Here is a 23903-nt window from a genome sequence, read left to right on the forward strand (position 1 = left end):
GCCAGGTGTGTTCCGTCACAGCCCCAGTCTGGACTTCAGCCCCTGCCCCGTCAGGAAGGTCGCCATTGTCGCGGCAGTGCGCAGACTCCTATCGAGTTCGTGTACGTGCAGCGGGGAATCGGAGGCGATGACAACCACGTTCCCACGTCTGCGTCCCTTGAGGATTCCGGGCTCGGCGGCGGCAGCGACATGGTCGAACGCAGAATCAAGCAGATCCAGTTCTGCTCTGAGGACGCGGTGGTCGCCAGCATCGGGGACGTTGGCGATATAGACACCGGAGTCCTTGAGAATGCGCGCACAAGTGGTGAAGAACTCCGAGGTCTGCAGGGCAGGTGGCACCGAATCATGATCGAAGGCATCACGGATGAGCACGTCAAGGGTGTCGGGACGGAACTTCTCGGCTTCGACCGCACCGTCTCCGGCACGCAGAGCCAGACCAGGTGCGCGCGGCAGATCGAACCAGGTGCGTGAGTAGTCGAGGAGCAGGGGGTCGATGTCGATCGCTGTCTGCTTCGAACCGGGCCGCTGGGCATGGAGGGCCCTGGCAAGTGCACATCCGGCAGCCCCGATGTGGACTGCTCGCAGGGGACCGGCTGCGAACTGGATATCGATGATCCGTGACATCCAATCCAGATATTCGAAGTCCAGCCGAGTCGGCTCGCTCAGAGTGATCGATGAGGAAGGCACCCCGTTGACATGGAGGACATAGCTGTCGACCTCCCCGTCGACCTTCTCCAGGCGCGCGGTGCCGGTCGAGATTTCGACGACTTGTGAGCCAGGTGCTGTGTATATCCGTCGTTTTGCCACCCCTCACTTGTATGCCAGTTGAGCCGCGGTGGCAATTCTGTGCGACTTCGCGTGGGGATATCGGCCCACACTCATGTGCGTTTGGGCTGTGGACACCTCAAGGGTTTCCACATGTGCTCAGCTCACTCTGGTCAATCTGGCAGGGCAGGGGCTGAAGTGGTGCCATGGAGACCACAGCGAAGACAGCAGAAGACATCATCGGAATCGTGCCCCACACTCTCGGCTACATTCCACGGGAGAGCCTCGTGGCCGTCATCGTGGGCACCGACGAACACGGCGCCCAGACATGTGCGACGACGCTTCGCGTCGACTTCGACCTGGAGACTGCGGCCCACCTCGTGGCCGAAGGCGGGCAGTGGTACAGCGATCTCATCGCTGGAGCGTGCACGGCGACCGGGGTGTTCCTCGTCCTCTACGACTCGGAGTACCAGAGCGGATTGCCAGTGGCGGCTCTGGCAGGAGTCAGGGGGACCAGCGACGAGTACCCACGCGTCCACCGAGACCTCATCCGGGCGGCGATCGATGAGATCGCGCTGTCGCTGGGGGACCGAGGCATCGATACGCTGAGCGCATGGTGGGTCAGTGAGGAGCGATTCGGCCGCATCGACGACGATGCGGAGATCAGCACGCTGCTCGAAGCTGCCTCGACCTCGGCGTGTGCAACGGAACTCGTCGCGGCGGGTTCCTCTCCTGCGGCGTCCCCGCGGGAACTCGTGGTCAGGCCCGTATCTGCAGCAGAATTCACTGCCAGCCGCAACGGCCGACGCGACATCTGGCTGAGCATCGCCGAGGGCTTCGACGTTCTTTCCATCCTCTACCCTCGCCTTGCTCGCCTGAGCGAGGTCGGCGACAGCATCGACCCGACTGCCCTCGCAGAGCTGATGACTCTCCAGACGACCATGGCCGTCGACGCGATCCTCAGCGAAAAATGGTCCCGGGACGCACTCGAAATGATCCTCAGCTTCGATCATCCGAACTTCGCGCCAGCCGACATCGAGAAGTGCGGTCCCGGACAGCTGCACCTTCTCGCGCAGAGATACGCGAGGTCCCCGCAGGCCGCACAGGGCATGGTGGGGCTTTCACCGAGTGCACCTCGCCCCCGTGATGTTCAGTTGGGCATCGAGTTCCTCAAGGCCTATATACCCTTGGGGCATCCCGACGTTCGGGCCACCGCATATGCTGTGATCGCATGGTTCGAGTGGTCGTTGGGAGGCTCGACCATGGCAGAGCACTACGCCCAGGCAGGGCTCGAACTCGATCCTGACCATGCGATGGCCACCCTGATCCTGAACGCAGTGGAGCAGGGGTATCTCCCACGGTGGCTGATGTCAGCACGCCGAGGCCCCGGATGAGCCCGATGATACGGTGGCGGCTCTCCGCGAAGAGCTCGGCGCAGGGGCCCGAACCACCGTGCGGGGCTCAATTCGCAAAGCCGGGAATATCGTGCGAAAATTGGGTGTTGACCCTGTCATAGCATCATGGGCGAACTCTGTGTTCCCCACGGGCCAGATACCTGGACCTCTTGACATGGGTCTTAGTAATGTCCTGGTGCATTCGAGAAGTTTCAACGCTCGCGAAAGGTGAACACGTGCCGAGAGTCGACAAGGAATCCACGACGGTGACGGAAAAGTCGGAGGGAACGGCCGCCAATACCTCCACCGCTGGATCCAAGACCACTGCGGCGTCGAAGGGAGCCAAGAAGACGACGAAGACATCGGCTTCAGCGACCGCAGCGGAGACCGGGACCAAGCAGACCACCGCGGCCCGAAAGACGACGACCGCCAAAGCCGCTGCGACGAAATCGACCGCAGCCAAGGTGGCGAAGACCGCCGCCGCTAAGAAGACGGTGACGAAGCCCACCAAGGCCGCGGGGGCGAAGAAGAAGTCCGACGACGTGCTCGAGACGGGCGAGGCAGCCGAGCCGGCAACCGATGCTCTCGGTACTGAGCAGAGTCCAGCTGAGGCGACCGAGACGAAGAACTCCGAAGAGAAGGAGAAGAACGCCGCTGTCACAGAAGCCGGCGGCTTCATCGTCTCCGACGCCGACGAAGAAGATGCACCTGCACAGCAGGTCGTCTCTGCGGGAGCGACCGCGGACCCGGTCAAGGACTACCTCAAGCAGATCGGCAAGGTCGCACTGCTCAACGCGGCCGAAGAAGTCGATCTGGCCAAGCGCATCGAAGCCGGAATGTACGCCGAGCACCTGCTCGATGCCGGTGGCATCACCGAACCGCGTGAGTCCATGGACTACAAGTGGATCATCCATGATGGTCGCATTGCGAAGAACCACCTCCTCGAGGCCAACCTGCGTCTCGTGGTCTCATTGGCCAAGCGCTACACCGGCCGTGGAATGCTCTTCCTCGACCTGATTCAGGAGGGCAACCTGGGCCTCATCCGTGCAGTCGAGAAGTTCGACTACACGAAGGGGTTCAAGTTCTCGACCTACGCCACGTGGTGGATCCGTCAGGCCATCACCCGTGCCATGGCTGATCAGGCTCGCACCATTCGCATTCCCGTGCACATGGTCGAGGTCATCAACAAGCTTGCTCGTGTCCAGCGTCAGATGCTGCAGGACCTCGGACGCGAACCGAGCCCGGAAGAGCTCGCCAAGGAACTCGACATGACGCCTGAGCGTGTCGTCGAGGTTCAGAAGTACGGCCGCGAGCCCATCTCTCTGCACACACCACTGGGCGAAGACGGCGACTCGGAGTTCGGTGATCTCATCGAGGACTCCGAAGCGGTCGTGCCGTCAGACTCGGTCAGCTTCACCCTGCTGCAGGAACAGCTGCACTCGGTTCTCGACACCCTGTCCGAACGCGAAGCCGGTGTCGTGTCGATGCGCTTCGGCCTCAACGACGGCCAGCCGAAGACACTGGATGAGATCGGCAAGGTCTACGGAGTCACGCGTGAGCGTATCCGCCAGATAGAGTCGAAGACCATGGCGAAGTTGCGGCACCCCTCGCGCTCTCAGGTTCTGCGGGACTACCTCGACTGAGACAGCTGTCTCCTGCCATGGCTGAGGCCTCACGGCATGAGCCCGGTGACTACGATCGCCTGCGGACGCGAATATTCGCGTCCGCAGGCGATCTATCTGTTGCAGGACCTGCTCAGCCGGGGTCGTTCAGGTTCGATCGTTGCCGGTTCAGTACCAGTCGACGATGCCCTGCATCAGAGCCTCGGCATACTTCTGCTGACCGGGCTTCGACTCCATGGTCTTGGCTTCGTCGGGATTGCGCATCTCACCGCATTCGACGATGACGGCAGGAACCGAAGCGTTATTGAGTCCTGCCAGGTCGGGGCGCCGACTGATGGCGTTCTTCCCGTAGGCGCTGTTGGGGGTGAACGGATCAGCCATTGCCTTGCTCATGGCATCGGCGAGGCGGTTCGAGTCGTCTTCGACGGCTTCGGAGCTGCCCGGTTTCGCGACGATGACATGAAAGCCCTTGGTCGAAGCCGATTCGCTTCCGTTGGCGTGGATGCTGACCATGAGGTCTGCGTCATCGGCGAACGTGCCGCGCTCGTCGACGCAGGGACCCACACCCTTGTTGTCGTCGCGACTCATGATCACTTCGGCCCCCGCGTCTTCGAGCTCCTGTTCGAGCTTCTGTGCAACGCCCCAGTTGAAATCGGTCTCGGGATAATCGGTATCCGTTGCGGTTCCGGTGGTGTTGCAGGCTTTGGTCCCACCTCGTCCATCCGGAACCGGGCCGGCGATCTTGTCCGGGTGGGAGGCGTTTCCTCCGTTGTGACCAGGGTCGATGGCGATTGTGCGACCGCTGAGGTCGACCGCAGGGTCCGTTGTTGGGGTATCCTGCGCGGCGGGGCTCGTTGAGCTCGACATTGCCTCTGGCTCTGCCGGTGTGGACGCAGCGGGTTGCGACGGCGGGCTCGCATTGCACCCGGTGAGGCCCGGCAAGATGAGGACCACGCCCAAGAGGGGGACCAAGGCACTGCGACGAGGAGACATAGTGCCATTGTTCCAGGAAAGATGCCGTCAACAGGTGGTTTCGGCGGAATCGATGCGAGACACGGCCCGCAATGGCAGAGACAGAGCCGGTTGAGGGATTAGAATTTAATCGAACGAGAGGAAACGTGTGGAAGAGGAAAGTTACGGCGCCAGGCATCTGTCAGTGTTGTCGGGTCTCGAAGCGGTTCGCAAGCGTCCGGGCATGTACATCGGGACCACCGATTCCCGTGGGCTGATGCACTGCCTGTGGGAGATTATCGACAATGCCGTCGACGAGGCTCTGGGCGGCTTCGGCAAGTCGATCCTCATCGAACTCGAACCGGACGGCTCGGTGGCGGTCACGGACAGCGGCCGAGGCATCCCCGTGGACATCGAGCCCAAGACGGGACTGACCGGCGTCGAGGTGGTTCTGACCAAGCTCCATGCCGGAGGCAAGTTCGGTGGCAGCTCCTATGCCGCGTCCGGCGGTCTGCACGGCGTCGGCGCCTCCGTCGTCAACGCACTCTCTGCTCGACTCGATGTCGAAGTCACACGTGGATCGAAGGTTCATAAGATGTCCTTCCACCGAGGTGTGCCTGGGCGCTTCGACGATTCCTCCGGACAGCCCGGTCCTGACAACCCTTTCGAGGAGTTCCAGGAGCCGACCGGGCTCGATGTCGTCCGCAAGGCGAAGAGGGGAGTCACGGGTACCCGAGTCCAGTACTGGGCTGACCCGCAGATCTTCCTGTCCAAGGCCCAGTTCGACTACCAGCACCTCGTCGAGCGTGCACGCCAGACGGCATTCCTCGTCCCCGGGCTCGAACTGCGCATCGAAGACCGCCGTGGGGTCGCCCGCGACGAGACCGGCGAGGTCATCGCCGAACGCCTCGAGGTCTTCCGCTTCGACGGCGGCATCACCGAATTCGTCGACCATCTGTCGATCGACCCTCCGATGACGGACACCTGGCGTCTGCAGGACACCGGAAAGTTCAGCGAGACAGTCCCAGTGCTTGACTCCTCGGGTCACCTGGTCTCGAAAGAGGTCGAGCGCGAAGTCGGCGTCGATATCGCCTTGAGGTGGGGGACCGGCTACGACACGAAGGTCAAGTCCTTCGTCAACGTGGTGTCCACTCCGCATGGCGGAACCCACCTGGCAGGTTTCGAACAGGCCAGCCTCAAGGCCATGCGCAAGGCTGTCGAGGCCAACGCCCGCAAGCTCAAACTGGGCAAGGACAAGCTCGAGAAGGACGATGTGCTGGCCGGTCTGACCGCAGTGGTCACGGTGCAGCTGGCCGAGCCGCAGTTCGAGGGGCAGACGAAGGAAGTCCTGGGTACGGCCGCGGTCAGGCAGATCGTGGCGAAGACGGTCGAAAAGCAGCTGGGCGACATCCTGTCCTCGACTAAGCGCGCAGAGAAGCAGCAGGCCGCAGTCCTCATGGAGAAGGTCGTCGCGGAGCTCAAGTCACGCATCTCGGCTCGCACGCACAAAGAGAACCAGCGGCGCAAAACGGCGCTCGAGGCATCTTCCCTGCCAGCCAAACTCTACGACTGCCGTGACAACGGAGTGGAGAACACAGAGCTGTTCATCGTCGAGGGTGACTCCGCTATGGGAACGGCGAAAGCCGCTCGCAACTCCGACCACCAGGCCCTGTTTCCCATCCGCGGCAAGATCCTCAACGTGCAGAAGGCATCGTTGTCGGACATGTTGGCCAACGTCGAATGTGCTGCACTGATCCAGGTCATCGGGGCCGGATCCGGCCGCAGCTTCGACATTGATGCGGCCCGCTACGGACGTGTCATCATCATGACCGACGCCGACGTCGACGGCGCTCACATCCGGACCCTGCTGCTGACCCTGTTCTTCCGTTATATGAAGCCACTGGTCGAACAGGGACGAGTGTTCGCAGCTGTGCCGCCCCTGCACCGTGTCGAGGTCGTCACGAAGCGCGGCACGCCCAACGACGTCGTCTACACCTACAGCGAGGCAGAACTCCATGCTCTGCTGAAGAAGCTGGAGAAGTCGAAGAAGACATACAAGGAACCCATTCAGCGCTACAAGGGACTGGGTGAGATGGATGCCGACCAGCTGGCGGAGACGACGATGGATCCGAGCATGCGCACACTGCGCCGTGTGACCATGGCCGACGCCGAGGCAGCAGAGAACACCTTCGAACTTCTGATGGGTTCCTCAGTCGGGCCGCGAAAAGAGTTCATCGTCTCGGGAGCCGCTGTTCTCGACGCTGAACGCATCGACAGCTGAGCCGGGGCGACGCGAGGGGTCAGAATCCGGAAGCGACCGGGGCGAAGAGCAACAGGCTGGGGACCAGCAGCAGGCCCAGCGCCACAAGCGTCGACGTCACACGCACCGGTACTCGTGCGGGGTCCAGGGGCCGGGACAGACGGTCGATCCGCTGAGCCGAGAGATCGCTGCGATGCTCTGGGCTGATGCCCGCCGCTTCCCGCACTGCCTTCGCCAGAATCGCCGGGTCGACGTGCTCGCGAGCCTGGTCATCGGCCATGAGTTCAATCAGACCATTGACTGAGTTGAGGCCGATCGCGGTAGCCGAGAAGAACGGCAGGGCACGGTGCCACGCGGCGAAGGGAATCACCAGCACGTCGTGGCGGAAGTCCAGATGAGCTCTCTCATGCGCGATGACGGCTGTGCGCTCGTCCTCGCCGAGGACTTCGAGCAGTCCGGTTGAGAGCACCGCAGTTCCTTTGCGCGGCCCCTGTGGCAGGCAATAGGCGACAGCTTCGTCGGTCGTGATGATCCGCGTATCAGGGTACGTCGCGGATGGTTCGCTGAGCAGATGCAGAATCTCATCATGGCGAATGCGAGTTCTGCGCGCGGAGTAGAACGTCAGGGCAAGACAACCCAGCAATCGGGCGATGAGTGCCACTGCGATGATGAGGAAGATCCACGCGAAGACCGTGAGATGAGCGTGGGACTGTCCTCTGGCGAGCTGCCAGAGTCCCTCAGGCAGACTGTGCGAGGTCGGAGCAACGGCAAAAGCCAGTGCTGTGCCGATAAGTGAGAGGCCACCGGAGAGACCGACGGCCTGCCACAGAATGACCTGCGAGATGGGGTCTCCCCGAAAACGGGAGAGCGCGGCCGGAACCGGCCACGCCAAGAGAAATGCAAGTACCGCAAGGACGGATCCCACGACGCTCATGCTCGGGAACGACCTGCGTCAGGAGTTGGTCGAGTGATTGCGTCCCAGCATATTACGCAGAGCCTTAGTGTCGGCCTCCGAAACGGTGCCGAGGAATCGGGCAAGAACGGCCTGGCGATCCGGGGCCTGTGACAGGACTTCGGTCATCAGCTCTGCAACATGGTCTTCCCGCGTCGAAACCGCGAGGTAGCGATGCGGACGGATGCTGCGGTCGCGAGTGACGAATCCCTTCTTCTCCAGCCGGGTGAGGACGGTGTGGACGGTGGTCAGTGCCAGATCGCGTGCTGCCAGCACGTCGCGGAGTTCGGCCGCGCTCAACCCATCATCATGTACCCAGATGGCGTCCATGACGCTGCGTTCGAGTTCGCCCAGTGTTCCCACGGTGTCCTTGTCCTTAGAGGTGATGGTTCTTGTTGCCAGTTCAGTCTAACTCTACAAGCTGTCGAATTCCATGTGAGATCGACCGCAATTCGCTTCGTCGCCGCTGCTGGTGCGCTGTTCGGTCGAATCGGGGTCGTGCACACCTCGGCGGAGTGGGGTAAGCGCAAACGGGCACTGACGCGAGTTCTGGGACGGCAGATCTTAGATGGCGGAATATTGCCGCGATTGCTTCTACGCGATGTAGAATTCTACGTGTTGTAGAAACTTGGTCTTCCACGAACGGAGTACCCATGGACCTGGATCCGGTTCTCATCGGGCGCTGGCAATTCGGCATCACCACCGTCTATCACTTCTGGATGGTCCCGCTCACCCTCGGTCTCGGCATGCTGGTTGCGATTCTGCAGACCATGTACCACCGCACGGGCAATGAGGTGTACCTGCGCAGCACCAAGTTCTTCGGGAAGCTCTTCCTCATCAACTTCATCATGGGTGTGGCGACCGGCCTGGTCCAAGAGTTTCAGTTCGGTATGGCTTGGAGTGAGTATTCCCGTTTTGTCGGGGACGTCTTCGGTGCGCCGCTGGCGCTGGAGGCCCTGCTCGCGTTCTTCCTGGAGTCGACATTCCTCGGACTCTGGATCTTCGGCTGGGGCAGACTCCCTCGTGCTGTCCATCTGGGCAGCCTCTGGTGCGCGGTCATCGGGTCATGGATCTCCGCCTACTTCATCATCGTCGCCAACTCGTGGATGCAGCATCCGGTCGGCGTCGAGATGGTCGACGGCAGGCCGGTGATGACCGATGTCTGGGCAGTGCTGACGAACAACACGGCGATCGCCGCCTACACGCACGCGCTGTGCGGGGCGCTGGCTGTCGGCGGCAGCTTCCTGCTCGGAATCTCCTGGTATCACCTGTACCGCCGGCGCAAGGACGGCATTGACACCATCGGATCCGACGGAAAGGTCGTCGTCGGCTCCGCTCCCGACGTGCCCGGACGAGATGCCATCGACCACCAGGTCTGGATCCGTTCTCTGCGCATCGGCGCGGTCGTCGGCATCGTCGCCTTCGCCGGTGTAGCGATCACCGGCGACATCCAGTCAAAGCTCATGTTCGAACAACAGCCCATGAAGATGGCCTCCGCTGAAGCCGCCTGCCACGATGGAACAGAGTTCTCGGTGCTCACGATCGGAGACCCCTCCTCGAACGACTGTGACGGCGTTGAGAACGTGTTCGAGATCCCCGGTCTGCTGTCCTTCCTCGCCAATGGCGACTTCAACACCCCGGTCCACGGTGTGACGACTCTGCTTCCTGACTACCAGGAGAAGTACGGCACCCATCTGCCCGAGGATGAACGCTACGGCCAGCATTCCGGCGAGAAGATCGACTACCAGCCCATCATGATCGTCACCTACTGGGGCTTTCGTCTCATGATCGGATTCGGCATGATCGCAGCGGGAGTCAGCGCTCTGGCACTGTGGCTGACGCGCAAGGGCACCGTCCCCGCCTCGGCCTGGCTGATGCGCGGGGCCCTCGTGTCCATCACAGCACCCTTCATCGCGAACTCCGCCGGCTGGATCTTCACGGAGATGGGACGTCAGCCGTTCGTGGTCGCGCCGAATCCCGCACGACAGGACGCTGTGTACATGTTCACCCAGGCAGCGCTGTCACCCCAACTCACGCCGGCGATGCTGCTGTTCTCCTTGATCAGCCTCAGCCTTGTCTACGGCATTCTCATGGTTGTCGAACTGCGGCTGCTCATCGTCTACATCAGGGGAGGGGTGGCCTCGGCGATGCCTGAGGTCACGAAGACCAACCACACCCCGCGGATCACGAACGACGAAGACGACGTCCTGTCGTTCGCGTACTGAGGAGAAGACACGATGGAAATTCTCGCCACGATCTGGTTCGTCCTCATCATCGTCCTGTGGACGGGGTACCTGTTCCTCGACGGGTTCGACCTCGGCGTAGGCATGCTGATGCCGGTGCTGAGCCGTACCGAACGGCAGAAGCGGGTGCTGCTCAACACGATCGGGCCGACATGGGATGGCAATGAAGTGTGGCTGGTCACCGCGGCCGGGGCCACGTTCGCAGCCTTCCCACATTGGTATGCCTCCCTGTTCAGCGCCCTCTACATACCGCTGACGCTGTGCCTGCTGGCATTGATCTTCCGCGCCGTCGCCATCGAATATCGCGGCAAGGGACACAGTCAGGCGTGGAAGTCCTTCTGGACCTGGGCGATGGCCGTGGGGTCGGCTGGAATCGCGTTCTTCATCGGTGCCATGCTCGCCATCACCTCCAGCGGGCTGCCGCTGAATGACAACGGTGACATCGTCGGCGGGGCATTCGCCTGGATAGGGTGGCCGGCAGTCTTCGGCGGTTTGGGCGGAGTCGGCTTCGCGCTCGTCCACGGCCTCATCTTCCTCGGTCTGAAGACGCAGGGCGACATCCGAGACAAGTCTCAGCGGTGGGCGCGGAGGATGCTGCTGCCGTGCTCGATCGGCTTCCTCATCTGGTTCGGTCTCTCCATCACCCAGCGCCCATGGCTCATTGCTGTGGTCGTCGCAGCGGTGATCGCGCTGGGAGCGACGTACTTCGCTGTGCGGTCCGGGGCGGAGAAGGCAGCCTTCGCTCTGCACGGGTTCTACCTCGTGCTCGGACTCTTCGCCGTGTTCGCCGGGGCCTATCCCAACGTGCTGCCCTCAACACTGGACTCCGCGAACTCGTTGACAATCGCCTCGGCGTCGTCATCGGACTACACGCTCACGGTGATGCTGGTCGTGACCGTGATCTGCCTGCCGATCATCATCGGCTATCAGATCTTCAGCTATCGCATGTTCCTGGGCCGTATCGCCGAGACCCACATCCCCGAAGCCCACCGTGTGCCGGTGGCGATCAGGTCATGAGATCCCCACTGCGGATCCTGCTCGATCTGCCGGGCGGTCAGCGCGGATTCTGCCTCTCCCTGTTCAGCGCCCTGGCTCGGGCCGTGGGCATCGTGCTCATCGCCGAGGCTCTGGTGCGATCAATCATCGGGTCAAGCCCCGTCGCGGTCTGGGCGGTGCTGGGGCTGCTGGGAGCGGCTCTGCGCGGAGCGAGCCTCTGGACGGATCATAGTCTGGGGACGTCTCTGGCTGCTGCGAACAAGCAGCGGCTGAGGTTCTCGATCCTACGATCGCTCCTCGCCGGGCGCGGGCAGCCGCGAATGAACACGGCAGTCACCGTCACACGCGGCATCGACGACCTCGACGACTACTTCACGACCGTAGTGCCGGCGCTGAGCGCCGCAGCGGTGGTGCCGCTGACGCTGCTGATACGGATCGTCTTCACCGATGTCCTCTCAGCGGTCATCATCGCGCTGTGCCTGCCGTTGGTGCCGGTCTTCATGATCCTCATCGGCCGGTTCACGCAGGCTTCGACAGCCGCCAGCACCACAGCACTCGAACGTCTGTCCGACCACCTCGCCGAGCTGGCCGAAGGGCTGCCCGTGCTCATCGGGCTCGGGCGATCCAGGGACCACGCGCACACCCTGCGTGCTTTGGGGGAGAAATACCACAGCGCGAACCTCGCCACGCTGCGTATCGCGTTCCTCTCGAGCCTCGCCCTCGAACTCATCGCCACGATCTCCGTGGCTCTCGTCGCCGTCGTCATCGGGCTGCGCCTCGTCTCTGGAACCATGGACCTGAGCTCCGGACTCTTCGTCCTGCTCCTGGCTCCCGAGTGCTTCACTCCGTTGCGCGAACTCGGCGCCGGATACCACGCCAGCGAGAACGGCCGCGAGGCACAGGATCGTGCCCACGCGCTGATCGCAAGCACCGACAGTGCGACGACGGAAGGGCTCGACGGCGACGATATGTCCGGTGTCGGTGCGGCAGGTTCCACTGCGGCAGGTGCCGGTGCGGCCAGTGATGCAGACACTGGCGCCCGGCACGGCGTCATCTATCCGAACGGAACGACGATCGAGTGGAACGGTGACTTCCCGACCACTCCCGGCATCACTGCGGTTCGAGGAGCCTCGGGCGCAGGAAAGTCGACGATTCTGGCAGCGCTGGCCGGTCATCTGCCGGCACGGGCCAAGACCACGATGAGACCGCGCCGAGTCGCCTTCGTCCCACAGGCTCCACGTATCTTCGGTGCGACGATCGGCGCCGAGCTCGAGGTCTACGGTCTCCCACACTCACAACTTGGGACTGCACTGCGCGGAGCCCGTCTGCCTGAGGACCCGACGATGTCGACATCAGCTCTGAGCCCTGGCCAACTTCGTCGACTCGCCTTCGTCCGGGTGCTCCACCTGGTTGACGGCGACGGGGAGACCCTCGTCCTCGACGAGCCGACTGCTCATCTCGATGATGACAACGCTCAGATCATCATCGACATGATCGCCGAGGCGGCAGTTCGTGTGCGAGTCATCCTGGCCAGCCATGACGACCGGGTCGTCGCACTCGCCGACGACGAGATCATTCCCAGGAAGCCCAGCCCGGGCACGCCCGCAGCAACGTCAGCACGGCCGCGCGCGCAGGAAACTGAATCGGATGCCGATCAGGGCGCAGATCCGGGATCCGATCCGCGCAGTCATGTCCCAGCGGCCTCGCATGCCGACTCAGCCACACTCGACGACCCGGTGGTACGCACCGCCCCAACGAGGCTCACCGAGCCTACGATGCCCGCCGATGCTGTGATGCCCGCCGATCCCGCAGCGGCTGGCAGAACACAGAGAGCGGAAGCAGTGGGCGAGGACCACGGCTCGGCACATGAAAGTCGAAGAGCGGCTCTTCGTCGCCGGTTCTCGCTCCTGCGGTCGAGTATGCCTCTCTTCACCCCGAACATGATCATTGCTCTGCTCTCATCCTGCGCCTCCAGCCTGGCGGCAATCGCACTGACTGCAGTCTCCGCCTGGCTCATCGTCGAGGCGTCATACCAGCCTCCCATCATGATCCTCATGGTCGCCATCGTCGGCGTGCGGTTCTTCGGACTGAGTCGATCAGTGCTGCTCTATCTCAGTCGGCTCAAACTGCACTCGGCGATCTTCGCATCCTTGGGCAGACTGCGATCTCGTCTTTGGGAGCACTTCGAAGCAGTCGGCATGGGGGATCGGAAGCTGCTGACCTCTGATGCCGCGCTGCGCACCATGGTCTCCGATGCCGATGATGTTCGGGACCTGATTCCCCGGACTCTGTTCCCGCCTGTCGCTTCGTCGTTGGTCTTTCTCGCCGTGCTCATCGCGGCCTGGGCGCTCGACCCGGCGACGCTGCCGGTGTTCCTGGCGCTCGGAGCTCTCAACCTGGTCGTGGTGCCAGCAGCAGTGATCTGGAGTGAAAGCGGCCTCGCTGGCCGAGTCCGAAAGCTCCGCAGCCGGATACTCTCCGTCCTGGCTCGGGCACTGAATGCCAAAACGGATCTGCGCACGAATCGAGCAGACACCACTGTGCTGACAGTGCTCGCTCGCGAAGAGCAGGAACTGCAGCGTGTCCAGCGTCGCTCCTCGCACCGCTTCGGCGCGGCACAGCTCTGGCTGCAGCTGAGTACGGTGGGCGCTGCTGTGCTCATCGCGATGTCATCGTCGGCACCGACCGAGATCCGGGCAGTTGTCGTTCTCATTGCACTGGGCTCTGCAGATGTCTTCTCACAGTCACTGCTCGCATACCGTGCGCTGCCGACCCTCGGTGCTGTCCTCGACCGCATCCCCGCACTGTCACCTGCCCAGTCCAGTCTCCCGACCCACAACCACAGAGGCCAGGTCTCCGATGCGAACGCGTTCACCGTCCTCGAGCTCGAGGACATGAGCGTCGGGTGGGATGACGTTCCAATCGTCGACGATGTGGATCTGCGAGCTCAGAAGGGCAGGTGGACCGTCCTGCACGGCGACAGCGGCACCGGAAAGACGACGACGCTGAGTGTGCTGCTGCGTTTCCTCGACCCGTGGTCAGGCTCCTATCGGGCCGAAGACGATGCAGGACACGAGACGGACATGCTCGGTCTGGCACCGGAGGACCTCGCCGGTCGAATCGCGTGGTGCCCGCAGGAGGCGCACGTGTTCCGGTCAACGGTGAGGGGCAATCTGGCGATCGCGCGCAGGGACACACCCAGCAGCGAGGAGATGTGTGCGGCTCTGACCGGCGCGGGCTTGGGCGAATGGGCCGATCCGGCCGGACTCGAGCTGTGGGTCGGCGAACACGGAGCCGAGATCTCCGGGGGCCAGCGTCAGCGCCTGGCCGTGGCCAGGACGCTTCTGAGCGGAGCCGAAGTGCTCGTACTCGACGAGCCGACAGCACATCTGGATGATGAGATGGCTCACCGGCTGGTGAGTGATCTGCGGGAGAGTCTGGACTCACACGCCGTTGTGATGGTCACTCACGACCGCAGTCTGATCGCAGACAGCGATCGACTGGTCGAGCTGGGAAGCGAACTCAGTCGCGCTTCGAGCCGAACATGATCTCGTCCCAGCTGGGGATCGATGCGCGACTGTTCTTCTTCGCCTTCGACTTCGACTCTGTGTCCTTGAACTGATTCGAATCTTCGCTGACACCAGGCTCATTGAGCAGGGACAGCTGATTGTCGTCATCGAATCTGCCGACCTCCTGGGTCGGCTCCTGAGGCTCATCCGGGTCGACGGCAGTCGGATCGGCAGCTGCCGGGTCCTCGAATGCGAAGACCTCGTCATCGGTGGCGTCTGCAGGCCGTCCTGGCGCGGTGTGCGCACCTTGAGGATGCGTTTCCGGGTCCTCGGTGACTGCGCGAAGTCTGCCACGTGGCTCGTCCTCGTCCTCATGGCGACGACGCTTGCGCAGATTCTCCAGGATCCGTCCGGTCTCCGCCTGGTGGTCCCGGGCGGTCGGAGTCGAATCGTTCGGAGCCGGGGGAGCAATCGGGGTGTCGATCTCCTCGGTGTTCTTCTGACGTTCGGCGCCGGTTCCGTAGTTCGGAATCGGTCCTGTATCCGTGGGTCCCGAATCGGCGAGCCATTTCGCTTCGTCATCGATGGGGGTCAGCGACCTGCGGTAGTAGCTCCATCCGGCCGTGCGGGTCCGATCCGCGGCGGTGAAGCTGAGCTGGATGTACCAGTTGCCGTCCTGCTGCTTCCACGCATCCCAGTCCATCGTCTCGATGTCGACGTCGCGCATCGCCAGACGGGTCTGACACAGCTCCACCAGGGGAGTCGGGTCGCCGTTGGGGTCATGATCGGAATAGATCGGATGCTGACTGGCCGTATACGCGGTGTGTGCGCGTTCGGCAAGAGCAGGGCGTTCGTAGGTGCGGACCTGTTCGATATCGGCACCCGTGGAAGCAATCACTTCCTCTGCGCTCATCCCGCCCCGGATCATCGCCTGGATGTCGCGAGGGCGCACAGGGGTCTCGGGCTTGACTGTGGTGCGGTCCTTGCGGACAGCGGCGTACAGAGCTTCGTCGAGAGCCAATCGATACTGCAGCCCGTTTTCGTCGTTCAGCAGCAGATGAGTCCCGTCGGCGTCGACTCCGTTCAAGATCAGTTCACGCATGCCTTAAGCTCCTTTATCGCGTCTCCCTGCATCGTGTCACGTCCGTGGCCGCGCATTGGGCAGATTTGCGCGCGAGTCGCGAAATGGCCGCTCTCACAGATCAAAGGTCGGACAGCTCAAAGGTCGGTCTCACAGGTCAGCGGCCGGACGGTTCGGTCAGCGGCCGGTCAGCTCGGTCGGCTGCCCGTCGGTTCGGTGGGCACCGGGACTGGACAGCGGCAGTCGGTCTGAACGGTGAGTGGAACTGACTCACTGTGCGGACAGCAGGCGCGGAAACTCTACAGCCTGTAAAATCGATGACTGTGAACAACACTGAACCCATTGACACTCTCGTCCTCATGTCATTCGGGGGACCGGAGGCTCCAGAAGAAGTCGTCCCGTTCCTCAAAAACGTCACCGCCGGTCGTGGAATACCGGAGGAGCGACTCGAAGAAGTCGGTGAGCACTATTACGGTTTCGGTGGAAAGTCGCCCATCAACGATCAGAACAAAGCACTTCTGCAGGCTCTGCGCGAGGAGCTCGAGCATCGAGGCATCGGCACCCCTCTCATCTGGGGCAACCGCAATTGGGAACCGTACCTGACCGACGAGGTGCGCGCCGAGGCACAGGCCGGACGCACTCGATTCCTGTCCATCGACACCTCGGCGTACTCGTCGTATTCCTCCTGCCGTCAATACCGTGAGGACTTCGCTGGGACGATCGAGGAACTGTCGGCGGAGGGTCTGACCGTCACTATCGAAAAGATCCGGCAGTTCTACAACCACCCCGGCTATGCGGAGGCGTGTGCAATCCTCCTGAGAGAGGGCATCGCCGACTTCACGAAGCAGGTCGGTGCCCTTGATGCGTCGAAGCATCGGATTCTCTTCGTCACACATTCGATCCCCAACGTCATGCAGGACGCTTCTGCCGTGGCGACCAGCGGCTATCGCGCACAGCACGAAGAACTCATGGCCCACCTCGTGGATGGGCTGCCTGCGGCCGAGACGCTTCCGGCAGAGTTGGTCTACTGCTCCCGCTCGGGCTCCCCAGAGGTTCCATGGCTCGAACCTGATGTCAACGATCGAATGACGGAACTCGCCGCAGACGGTGTCACCGGAGTCATTCTCGTGCCGATCGGGTTCATCTCCGATCACATGGAGGTCGCCTTCGACCTCGACACCGAAGCGAAGGAGACGGCGGCCGAACTCGGCTTCGCCTTCACCCGTGCAGCGACAGTCGGGACGCACCCGCTGTTCGTGTCGGGGCTCGTCGACCTGGTCGAGGAGAGAATCGCACAGCTGCGCGGCGAACAGACGGCTGCGCCGACTATCACCGGCTCCACGGCGCTGGTCCCCGGCAGCGGTGCGTGCAGCATCGAATGCTGCCGCGGACGCATCGAACGAGTTGCCGAGCCCAACTGGCCAGCCTGAGCTCAAGCGTCCCGAGCGCTCTTCGGGAACCAGAACGCTCTTCAGACAACAGAAATCCCTCCTCTGCCAGTTGCGCAGGGGAGGGATTCTCGGTGTCGGTCTTCCCAGGGAGTCAGGACTCTTCAGGTGCGGGAACGACCGGAATCGCTCCGGTCTCTGCTGTGATGACCGCCGCGATCGGACCGGTGTCCACATCGTTGCGATCGGCTAGCTCCAAGAGATTCTGCAGGTCGTCGATCAGGGTCTCGACGAGGTAGTCGTCCCCCGCAGACCGAGCTTCATGAATGCGATGACGGACATCGTCGATCCTGGTATCGAGTTGATTTGCGAATTCACTCATCGTGTATCCGTCCTTCCTCGGGCCGCCTCCCATACATGGGGCGAACCCAGTTTCATTCGCCGAAAAAAATGCTATCGGCGCTATTCGACTTATGTATTCTCGCAGAGCTTTTCGAGAGTCGTATGTGCGAACCGTCACGAAGCGACTCATCAGTGACGAGAATCACTGTGAACATGGACGATCTGATCTTGCCAACCGTAACCATACAGTGCACAATGCTGGGGACACGTTTGGCGAGAGGGGTTGAAAATCCTCTTCAGCACACCCGACAGAGAGCGATGAGCCATATGGCAACGGATTACGACGCACCTCGTAAGCAAGACGATGAAATCAAAAGCGATTCGATTGAACAGCTGAAGGCTTCACGCTCGCAGGCGCAGGCAAGCAAGATTGACGAAGATGAGACAGCAGTTGCCGAAGGGTTCGAACTGCCCGGCGCGGACCTGTCGAACGAAGAGCTCTCCGTTCGAGTGCTGCCCAAGCAGAATGACGAGTTCACCTGCATGGAATGCTTCCTGGTTCGCCATCGCTCGCAGCTGGCGAGCGAAGAGGGTGGAATTCCGATCTGCACGGACTGCGCCGGCTGAAGCAGCCGCCGAAAGATACAAGAACGCGCCCTTGTCGGGGCGCGTTTCTGTGTCTCGGCCCGTTTCAATCCCGGCGCGTCAGCTCCTCTGTCGAGGAAACTGCGCACCGCGTGAGTCTGAGGGCTGGCTCGAGTGTCAGGGCCTGAGAGCCGCGGCGAGCTCCATCGGACGTTTGCTCGAAACCAGCCAGTAGGGAGTCGGGTCGCTCTCATCGTGAATGTCGATCCGCACAGCACACTTGGCCCAGGGACGCAGCATGAGGAACGCCCGAGCGTCGAGACCCGTTCCTCGGGCAGTCCGTGCATCGTCGGCGTCGTAGCCGGTGGCATCGGTGACGTATCGGCGATCGATATGCGCATCACCGACGAAGAGCTGCCGTTCGGTGACGATGATTGAGATCCCGAGCGAACGCAGCCACCACGCCAAGAGGACGAAGCTGATCACCGGAAGGATGATGGTGCCGGCCGTCCACACAGGGAGGACCATGAGTGCGGTCGAAGCCGCGGCGATCACGATGAGAATCCACATGCCGATGGAGGGACCGAGTTTCTCCGTGTAGACCACGCGTGTTTCGGGTTGAGTTGTTGCCATAGGGCCATTCTCCCATAACGGACTTTTGGAAGCGCTCAGGCTTCGGCGTTAGAGTGCATCTTTGTGGCAGAAATCCTGAAGATTGACCTCAAACTGCTTGATGCAGGTATGACTCCTCCCTCCTACGCGCACGCGACCGATGCGGGCGCCGACCTGTGCTCGGCGATCGACTTCGTCCTCGAACCGTTTGAACGGAAGGTCGTGCCCACCGGGATCGCGATTGCCCTGCCAGTCGGCTGCGCAGGATTCGTCCATCCGCGATCGGGACTCTCGAGCAAACACGGAGTCACCGTAGTCAACGCTCCGGGCACGATCGACGCCGGCTATCGGGGTGAGATCAAGGTGCCGCTGATCAACCTCGATGCGCGGACGCCTCTGCGCGTCTCGCGCGGAGACCGCATCGCCCAGCTCGTCATCCAAGAAATCAAACAAGCAGACTTCACTCTGGTCGAATCGCTGGACGACAGCGATCGCGGTGCAGGGGGCTTCGGCTCCACAGGTGGAGTGCAATCAGGTCTGACCGAGAAAGAGGTGTGAACGACCATGGGACTGTTCTCCCGATTCTCCAAGAAATCCTCCGATGAGAAGATCGACGACACCGTCGATGAGGAACATGACGTCGACGACGTTGTGACAGATGGCACCGATGCCGAAGACTCCACCGAAGCCGATTCGGACGAGACCGACTCGAGCGTGTCTGAAGGCTCGACTGCTGACGAAGACTCAGATGGCCCGATAGACGACGAAGACGTTGACGAACTTGACGAGGAGGCCCTGCTCGAGAAGTCCGCTCCCTTCGACCGTTCCGAGAAGGGCCCGTTCGACGCCGCGGAGGACTTCCCTGAGCTCAACCGGCTCGATCTGGGTGCTCTCAAGGTGCCGGTCGTCGACGGCATGCAGGTGCGCCTTGACACCGACGACGACTCCCAGAGAGTGCTGGCAGTGACACTCATCCATGAAGGCGGGGGAATCCAGCTGCAGGCCTTCGCGACCCCACGCTCGGAAGGACTGTGGAATACCGTTCGCAAACAGTTGGCGACCGGAGTGACCTCACAGGGCGGCGAAGCCTCGGAGCTGCACACCTCGCTGGGCAGAGAGCTTGCTGTCGAGGTTCCTGCCAAGACCGAGGACGGTCGCCCGGGGAAGCGTGCCATGCGCTTCGCAGGAGTCGACGGTCCCCGCTGGTTCGTCCGCGCGGTGTTCTCCGGCAAGGCCGTCACCGACGAAGAGATCCGGTCCGAACTCAGCGCACTCTTCCGCGGCGTCGTCGTCGACAGAGGACATGAGGCGATGGCTCCGCGTGAGCTCATCGTGCTCACCGCGCCACAGGTCGACGGAGATTCTGAGACCGAGGACGAGGACAAGGACGAACTCAACCCGTTCGAACGCGGTCCGGAAATCACCGAGGTCCGCTGAGTTCCATGCTGGATCTCATCACACGCCTCGTGCGTGACTTCGGGTCCAGGGACGCCGAGGCGCGTGCCGATCTGAGATTGGTGTCCCAGATTCCCGGCGTCATCAGCGTGCAGGATCTGACCCCTCGGAAGATGTCGAGGATCGCCGGTGTCGTCAGCGCAGTGACACAGTCATGCAGCGGCGACAGCCCCCGTCTGCACATCACGGTTGCCGATGGGACCGGGGAAGTCCATGCACAGTTCCTGGGTCGCCGCGAGATCAGCGGAATCAGGCCCGGAGCACTGATCGTCCTCGAAGGACGCTTCTGTGCTCATGACGGAGCGCTGAAGTCCCACAACCCGGTCTACGAGCTGATTCAGACCCGCGACGACCACGAGTGAGCTCATCGAGCGGGAGCCTGCAGCAGTTCGAGCAGCGCACCTTCCTGATCCGGGGAGGAGAGGAAGAACAGCTCGTCTCCGGCCTCGATCACGTCATCGGCGCTGGGCGCGAATGCCCGCGAGTTGCGGATGACCGCGACGAGCACCGTGTCCAGCGGGAAGGCGATTTCGCCGATCCGTGATGCGACGAGCGCGGACGACTCATGAACGGTGAACTCCATCAGACCAGCCTGACCGCGTTCGAAGCTCATCAGATGCACCAGGCCGCCGACCTCGACGGCCTCCTCGACCAGGGCAGTCATCAGTCGTGGTGTCGACACTGCTACGTCGACGCCCCAGTTCTCGTCGAAGAGCCACTCGTTCTTCGGGTTGTTCACCCGCGAAACGGTGCGCGGAACACCGAACTCCGTCTTCGCCAACAGCGACAGAACGAGATTCGTCTTGTCATCACCGGTCGCGGCGACGACGACATCGGCCTCCTCGAGCTTCGCCTCACCCAACCCAGCCAGCTCGCACGCATCCGAGAGCAGCCATTCGGCACCCGGTATGCGCTCATGACCCAGAGCTTCCTTGCTCTGATCGATGAGAAGAACGGCGTGCTCCTTGTCGATGAGCTCCCGAGCCACTGAACGACCGACGGACCCGGCCCCTGCGATGACGACTCTCATTCTTCCTCCATTGCTCGCACCGGCAGGTCCAGAATCTTCTCGATCTCGCCGAGGCGGTCCACCGGACACATCAGATGAACCAGGTCCCCGTCCTGGAGGAGCAGATCCTCATGAGCGAGGATGCCCTCGGACAGACGAGTGACGTAGGCGACCCGTGCCTTGGTCCTGGTCTCGATCTCCTTGATCGGCCTGGCCACCCAGCCGGGATCGAGATGGACTTCGGCGAGCACGAGTCTGCCTGAAGGCTCGCGGAATTCGGTGATGGATCCCTGCGGAACGAGTTTGCGCATCACCTGGTCGGCCGTCCACCTCACTGTGGGAACGGTCGGAATGCCCAGTCGTTCGAACACCTGGGCGCGGTTGGGATCGTAGATTCTGGCCGCGACGTTGACCACACCGAAGGTCTCCCGGGCGACACGCGCAGCGAGGATATTGGAATTGTCTCCGCTGGACACGGCGGCGAAGGCGTAGGCGTCCGCGGTCTTCGCCTGGGAGAGAGTCTCACGATCGAACCCGATGCCGGTGATGGTGGAACCGCTGAATTCCCTGCCGAGCTTGAGGAACGCATCGGGGTTGCGATCGACTACAGCCACCGAGTGCCCATTGGCATCGAGGGCTTTGGCCAAGGACGCTCCGACTCGGCCGCAGCCCATAATCACGAAGTGCATGGGTAATCCTCTCCGCATTGATCTACCATTAGTGCCCGTGGCCAGCAGTTTTTCTGATGCCGTCAAAAGACTACTCGTTGGACGGCCCTTCCGCAGTGAGGACAGGCGTGCGCCTGCGCTGAAGAAGCGCATCGCAATGCCTGTCTTCGCGTCCGACATGCTCTCGTCCGTGGCCTATGCCCCCGACGAGATCTTACTGGCGCTGTCCCTGACATCTCTTGTCGCTCTGACTGTGGCGCCCTGGATCGGTGTAGCCGTCGGCGCGGTGATCTTGGTGATCGTCGCCTGCTACCGCATCAACGTCAAGGCCTACCCCTCGGGTGGCGGCGACTACGAGGTCGCGTCGAAGAACCTCGGGCCCCGTGCCGGTCTGGTCGTCGCTGCGGCCCTGCTGGTCGACTATGTGCTGACCCTGGCCGTGTCGATGACGGTCTTCGCCGCCTACATCACCACGGCCTTCCCACTTCTGGCACCATACCGTGTCGCCGTGGCGATCATCGGGATTCTGCTCATCACCCTGGCCGGGCTGCGTGGTTCACGCGCCACCCCGGTGCTGCTTGCCGTCCCGACCTACCTGTTCCTCGGTGCTGTATTCCTCACCATGTGCGTGGGCCTGCTGCGGGTCGGTGCCGGAGACACGCCGCAGGCGGAGACTGCCGACTACACCGTTGTCCACACCGGAGTCAACGACGAAGCCACCCTCGGGCTGGCGACGGTCCTCATCGTCCTGCGCGCCTTCTCCTCGGGTTCAGTGGCATTGGCCGGTGTGCAGACGGTGGCCACAGCGGTGCCTGCATTCAAGAAGCCGCGCGGCAAGAACGCCGGCAACACCCTGCTGCTCTCCGGCCTGCTGGCGGCACTGATGCTCACCGGCCTGACTTATCTGGCCTCGGTGACCGGGGTCAAATACGTCGACGATCCGCACCTCTACCTGATGCGACCCGACGGCAATGCGGTCAGCGCCGAATACGAACAGGAACCGGTGCTCGCGCAGCTGGCGCATGCCATCTTCGACAATGCACCCGTGATGTTCTACCTCGTTGTGCTCGTCGCAGCGCTCGTTCTCATCGTGGCCGCGAACACCGCGGTCGAAGGATTCCCCGGCCTCGCCTCTCGACTGGCACGCGACGGATTCCTGCCCAGGCAGTTGGCGACGAAGGGCGATCGGCTGACGTTCTCGAACGGCATCCTGCTCTTGGCCTTCGCCGCTATCCTGCTCGTCATCGCGACGCAGGCCTCGGCAACGACGCTGATTCAGCTCTATCTCGTCGGTGTCTTCGCCAGCTTCGTCGTCGGCCAAGCGGGCATGGTCCTGCACTGGAACAAGCGCCTGCGACTGGTCATCGACTCGAAGGCGCGGGTGCGAATGCACCTCAATCGCCTCGTCAACGGGGCCGGGTGCATCATCGCCTCAGGCGTGCTGCTCGTCGTCATAGTCTCGAAGTTCCTCGCCGGTGCCTGGCTGGCGGTCGCGGCGATGGCCGGACTGTTCCTGATCATGGGCGCAATCCATCGTCACTACTCTCGCGTTGCCCGGGAACTGGCCCCGGAGGCGGGCGGGGGCTCCCGCACGATCCCGTCGAACACCCACGCGATCGTCGTCGTCAATGAGATCAACAAACCGACGCTGCGAGCTCTGTCGTATGCGCGGGTGACACGCTCCAGTCAGCTCGAGGCGATCACCGTCGCCGTCGATGAGGATTCGGCTGGTGCGCTGCAGCGGCAGTGGAACGAGATGGCGCTGCCCGTGCCGCTGACGGTCCTCGACTCGCCCTATCGGGAGCTCCTCCGGCCGCTGCTGGCGCATGTGCTCGCGATCCGCCGCCGATCACCGCGTGACCTTGTCATCGTCTACATTCCCCAGTTCATCGTCGGGCGCTGGTGGGAACACATCCTGCACAACCAAGTAGCCTTGAAGCTGCGCACTCGTCTGCTGTTGGTCCCCAACGTCGTCGTGGTCTCCGTGCCCTGGCGGTTGCGTTCCTTTTCCCGGCAGTACGGCGGCGATGGACCCGAAAACGACAATCCACTGTACAGACAGGCTTGAACA

21 protein-coding genes are annotated in these 23903 nt (G+C 62.5%); 12 read left to right on the plus strand and 9 right to left on the minus strand.

The features are described from left to right. Positions 1-15 precede the first annotated feature (15 nt). Positions 16-807, minus strand: a complete 792-nt coding sequence (locus HX613_RS07055; protein ID WP_235344689.1) for a spermidine synthase — start codon at positions 805-807, stop codon at positions 16-18. A gap of 164 nt (positions 808-971) precedes the next feature. On the opposite strand from HX613_RS07055, the gene HX613_RS07060 reads away from it, so the two are divergent. Beyond that, the gene (locus HX613_RS07060; protein WP_235344690.1) at positions 972-2159 is read left to right on the plus strand and encodes a DUF4192 family protein; all 1188 of its coding nucleotides are present in this window, start codon (positions 972-974) and stop codon (positions 2157-2159) included. A 236-nt stretch (positions 2160-2395) separates the two neighbouring features. Beyond that, entirely contained in the window at positions 2396-3802 is a 1407-nt protein-coding gene (locus HX613_RS07065) for an RNA polymerase sigma factor (protein WP_235344691.1), read from the plus strand. A gap of 147 nt (positions 3803-3949) precedes the next feature. Here the strand turns inward: HX613_RS07065 and HX613_RS07070 are convergent, their stop codons facing one another. Next, positions 3950-4648 (minus strand): N-acetylmuramoyl-L-alanine amidase, encoded by a 699-nt coding sequence (locus HX613_RS07070; RefSeq protein WP_235344692.1) that lies wholly within the window; start codon positions 4646-4648, stop codon positions 3950-3952. Positions 4649-4901: 253 nt separating this feature from the next. Here HX613_RS07070 and HX613_RS07075 point away from each other — a divergent pair, with 253 nt between their 5' ends. Continuing rightward, complete coding sequence (locus tag HX613_RS07075) at positions 4902-7013, plus strand: DNA gyrase/topoisomerase IV subunit B (RefSeq protein WP_235344693.1); 2112 nt, start codon at positions 4902-4904, stop codon at positions 7011-7013. Positions 7014-7032: 19 nt separating this feature from the next. Here the strand turns inward: HX613_RS07075 and HX613_RS07080 are convergent, their stop codons facing one another. Continuing rightward, on the minus strand, positions 7033-7926 hold the full coding sequence (locus HX613_RS07080) for a M56 family metallopeptidase (RefSeq protein WP_235344694.1): 894 nt from the start codon (positions 7924-7926) through the stop codon (positions 7033-7035). Positions 7927-7944: 18 nt separating this feature from the next. Continuing rightward, complete coding sequence (locus HX613_RS07085; protein ID WP_198396384.1) at positions 7945-8307, minus strand: BlaI/MecI/CopY family transcriptional regulator; 363 nt, start codon at positions 8305-8307, stop codon at positions 7945-7947. 296 nt (positions 8308-8603) lie between these two features. Here HX613_RS07085 and HX613_RS07090 point away from each other — a divergent pair, with 296 nt between their 5' ends. The 3 genes from HX613_RS07090 to cydC are packed head-to-tail and all read left to right on the plus strand — an operon-like array spanning position 8604 to position 14731. Then, positions 8604-10169, plus strand: coding sequence for a cytochrome ubiquinol oxidase subunit I (locus HX613_RS07090; RefSeq protein WP_442862592.1), 1566 nt, complete (start codon positions 8604-8606; stop codon positions 10167-10169). Positions 10170-10181: 12 nt separating this feature from the next. Further along, positions 10182-11204, plus strand: a complete 1023-nt coding sequence (gene cydB / locus HX613_RS07095; protein ID WP_235344696.1) for a cytochrome d ubiquinol oxidase subunit II — start codon at positions 10182-10184, stop codon at positions 11202-11204. Then, entirely contained in the window at positions 11201-14731 is a 3531-nt protein-coding gene (cydC, locus tag HX613_RS07100; protein WP_235344697.1) for a thiol reductant ABC exporter subunit CydC, read from the plus strand. The genes cydB and cydC overlap by 4 nt, the downstream gene beginning before the upstream one ends. On the opposite strand, the gene sepH is transcribed toward cydC, so the two are convergent. Then, positions 14706-15794, minus strand: coding sequence for a septation protein SepH (gene sepH, locus HX613_RS07105; protein WP_235344698.1), 1089 nt, complete (start codon positions 15792-15794; stop codon positions 14706-14708). The two genes, cydC and sepH, sit on opposite strands and share 26 nt — an antisense overlap. A gap of 296 nt (positions 15795-16090) precedes the next feature. On the opposite strand from sepH, the gene HX613_RS07110 reads away from it, so the two are divergent. Continuing rightward, positions 16091-17203 carry a ferrochelatase gene (locus tag HX613_RS07110; protein WP_235344699.1) on the plus strand — a complete coding sequence of 371 codons (1113 nt, stop codon included), beginning with the start codon at positions 16091-16093 and terminating at the stop codon, positions 17201-17203. Between the two features lie 112 nt (positions 17204-17315). On the opposite strand, the gene HX613_RS07115 is transcribed toward HX613_RS07110, so the two are convergent. Next, on the minus strand, positions 17316-17543 hold the full coding sequence (locus tag HX613_RS07115; protein WP_143923755.1) for a hypothetical protein: 228 nt from the start codon (positions 17541-17543) through the stop codon (positions 17316-17318). A 287-nt stretch (positions 17544-17830) separates the two neighbouring features. Here HX613_RS07115 and HX613_RS07120 point away from each other — a divergent pair, with 287 nt between their 5' ends. Further along, the gene (locus HX613_RS07120; RefSeq protein ID WP_235344700.1) at positions 17831-18130 is read left to right on the plus strand and encodes a DUF4193 domain-containing protein; all 300 of its coding nucleotides are present in this window, start codon (positions 17831-17833) and stop codon (positions 18128-18130) included. Between the two features lie 135 nt (positions 18131-18265). Here the strand turns inward: HX613_RS07120 and HX613_RS07125 are convergent, their stop codons facing one another. After that, positions 18266-18721, minus strand: coding sequence for a DUF3093 domain-containing protein (locus tag HX613_RS07125; RefSeq protein ID WP_235344701.1), 456 nt, complete (start codon positions 18719-18721; stop codon positions 18266-18268). A gap of 63 nt (positions 18722-18784) precedes the next feature. Here HX613_RS07125 and dut point away from each other — a divergent pair, with 63 nt between their 5' ends. From dut to HX613_RS07140, 3 genes are read left to right on the plus strand one after another with little or no spacing between them, the layout of a single operon-like run. After that, complete coding sequence (dut, locus tag HX613_RS07130) at positions 18785-19258, plus strand: dUTP diphosphatase (protein WP_235344702.1); 474 nt, start codon at positions 18785-18787, stop codon at positions 19256-19258. Positions 19259-19264: 6 nt separating this feature from the next. Beyond that, a complete protein-coding gene (locus tag HX613_RS07135; protein ID WP_235344703.1) occupies positions 19265-20137 on the plus strand; it encodes a DUF3710 domain-containing protein in 873 nt (290 codons plus the stop codon). Positions 20138-20142: 5 nt separating this feature from the next. After that, positions 20143-20517, plus strand: a complete 375-nt coding sequence (locus HX613_RS07140; protein WP_204235860.1) for an OB-fold nucleic acid binding domain-containing protein — start codon at positions 20143-20145, stop codon at positions 20515-20517. 2 nt (positions 20518-20519) lie between these two features. On the opposite strand, the gene HX613_RS07145 is transcribed toward HX613_RS07140, so the two are convergent. Both HX613_RS07145 and HX613_RS07150 read right to left on the minus strand, forming a co-directional pair. Next, on the minus strand, positions 20520-21185 hold the full coding sequence (locus HX613_RS07145; protein WP_143923751.1) for a potassium channel family protein: 666 nt from the start codon (positions 21183-21185) through the stop codon (positions 20520-20522). Next, on the minus strand, positions 21182-21853 hold the full coding sequence (locus tag HX613_RS07150; protein ID WP_235344704.1) for a potassium channel family protein: 672 nt from the start codon (positions 21851-21853) through the stop codon (positions 21182-21184). Before HX613_RS07150 ends, HX613_RS07145 begins: the two co-directional genes overlap by 4 nt. Positions 21854-21989: 136 nt before the next feature. Here HX613_RS07150 and HX613_RS07155 point away from each other — a divergent pair, with 136 nt between their 5' ends. After that, complete coding sequence (locus HX613_RS07155; protein WP_235344705.1) at positions 21990-23900, plus strand: APC family permease; 1911 nt, start codon at positions 21990-21992, stop codon at positions 23898-23900. The last annotated feature ends 3 nt before the right edge of the window (positions 23901-23903 follow it).

Source organism: Brevibacterium sp. UCMA 11754, from assembly GCF_021532275.1.
In the GTDB taxonomy this organism is placed as follows: domain Bacteria; phylum Actinomycetota; class Actinomycetes; order Actinomycetales; family Brevibacteriaceae; genus Brevibacterium.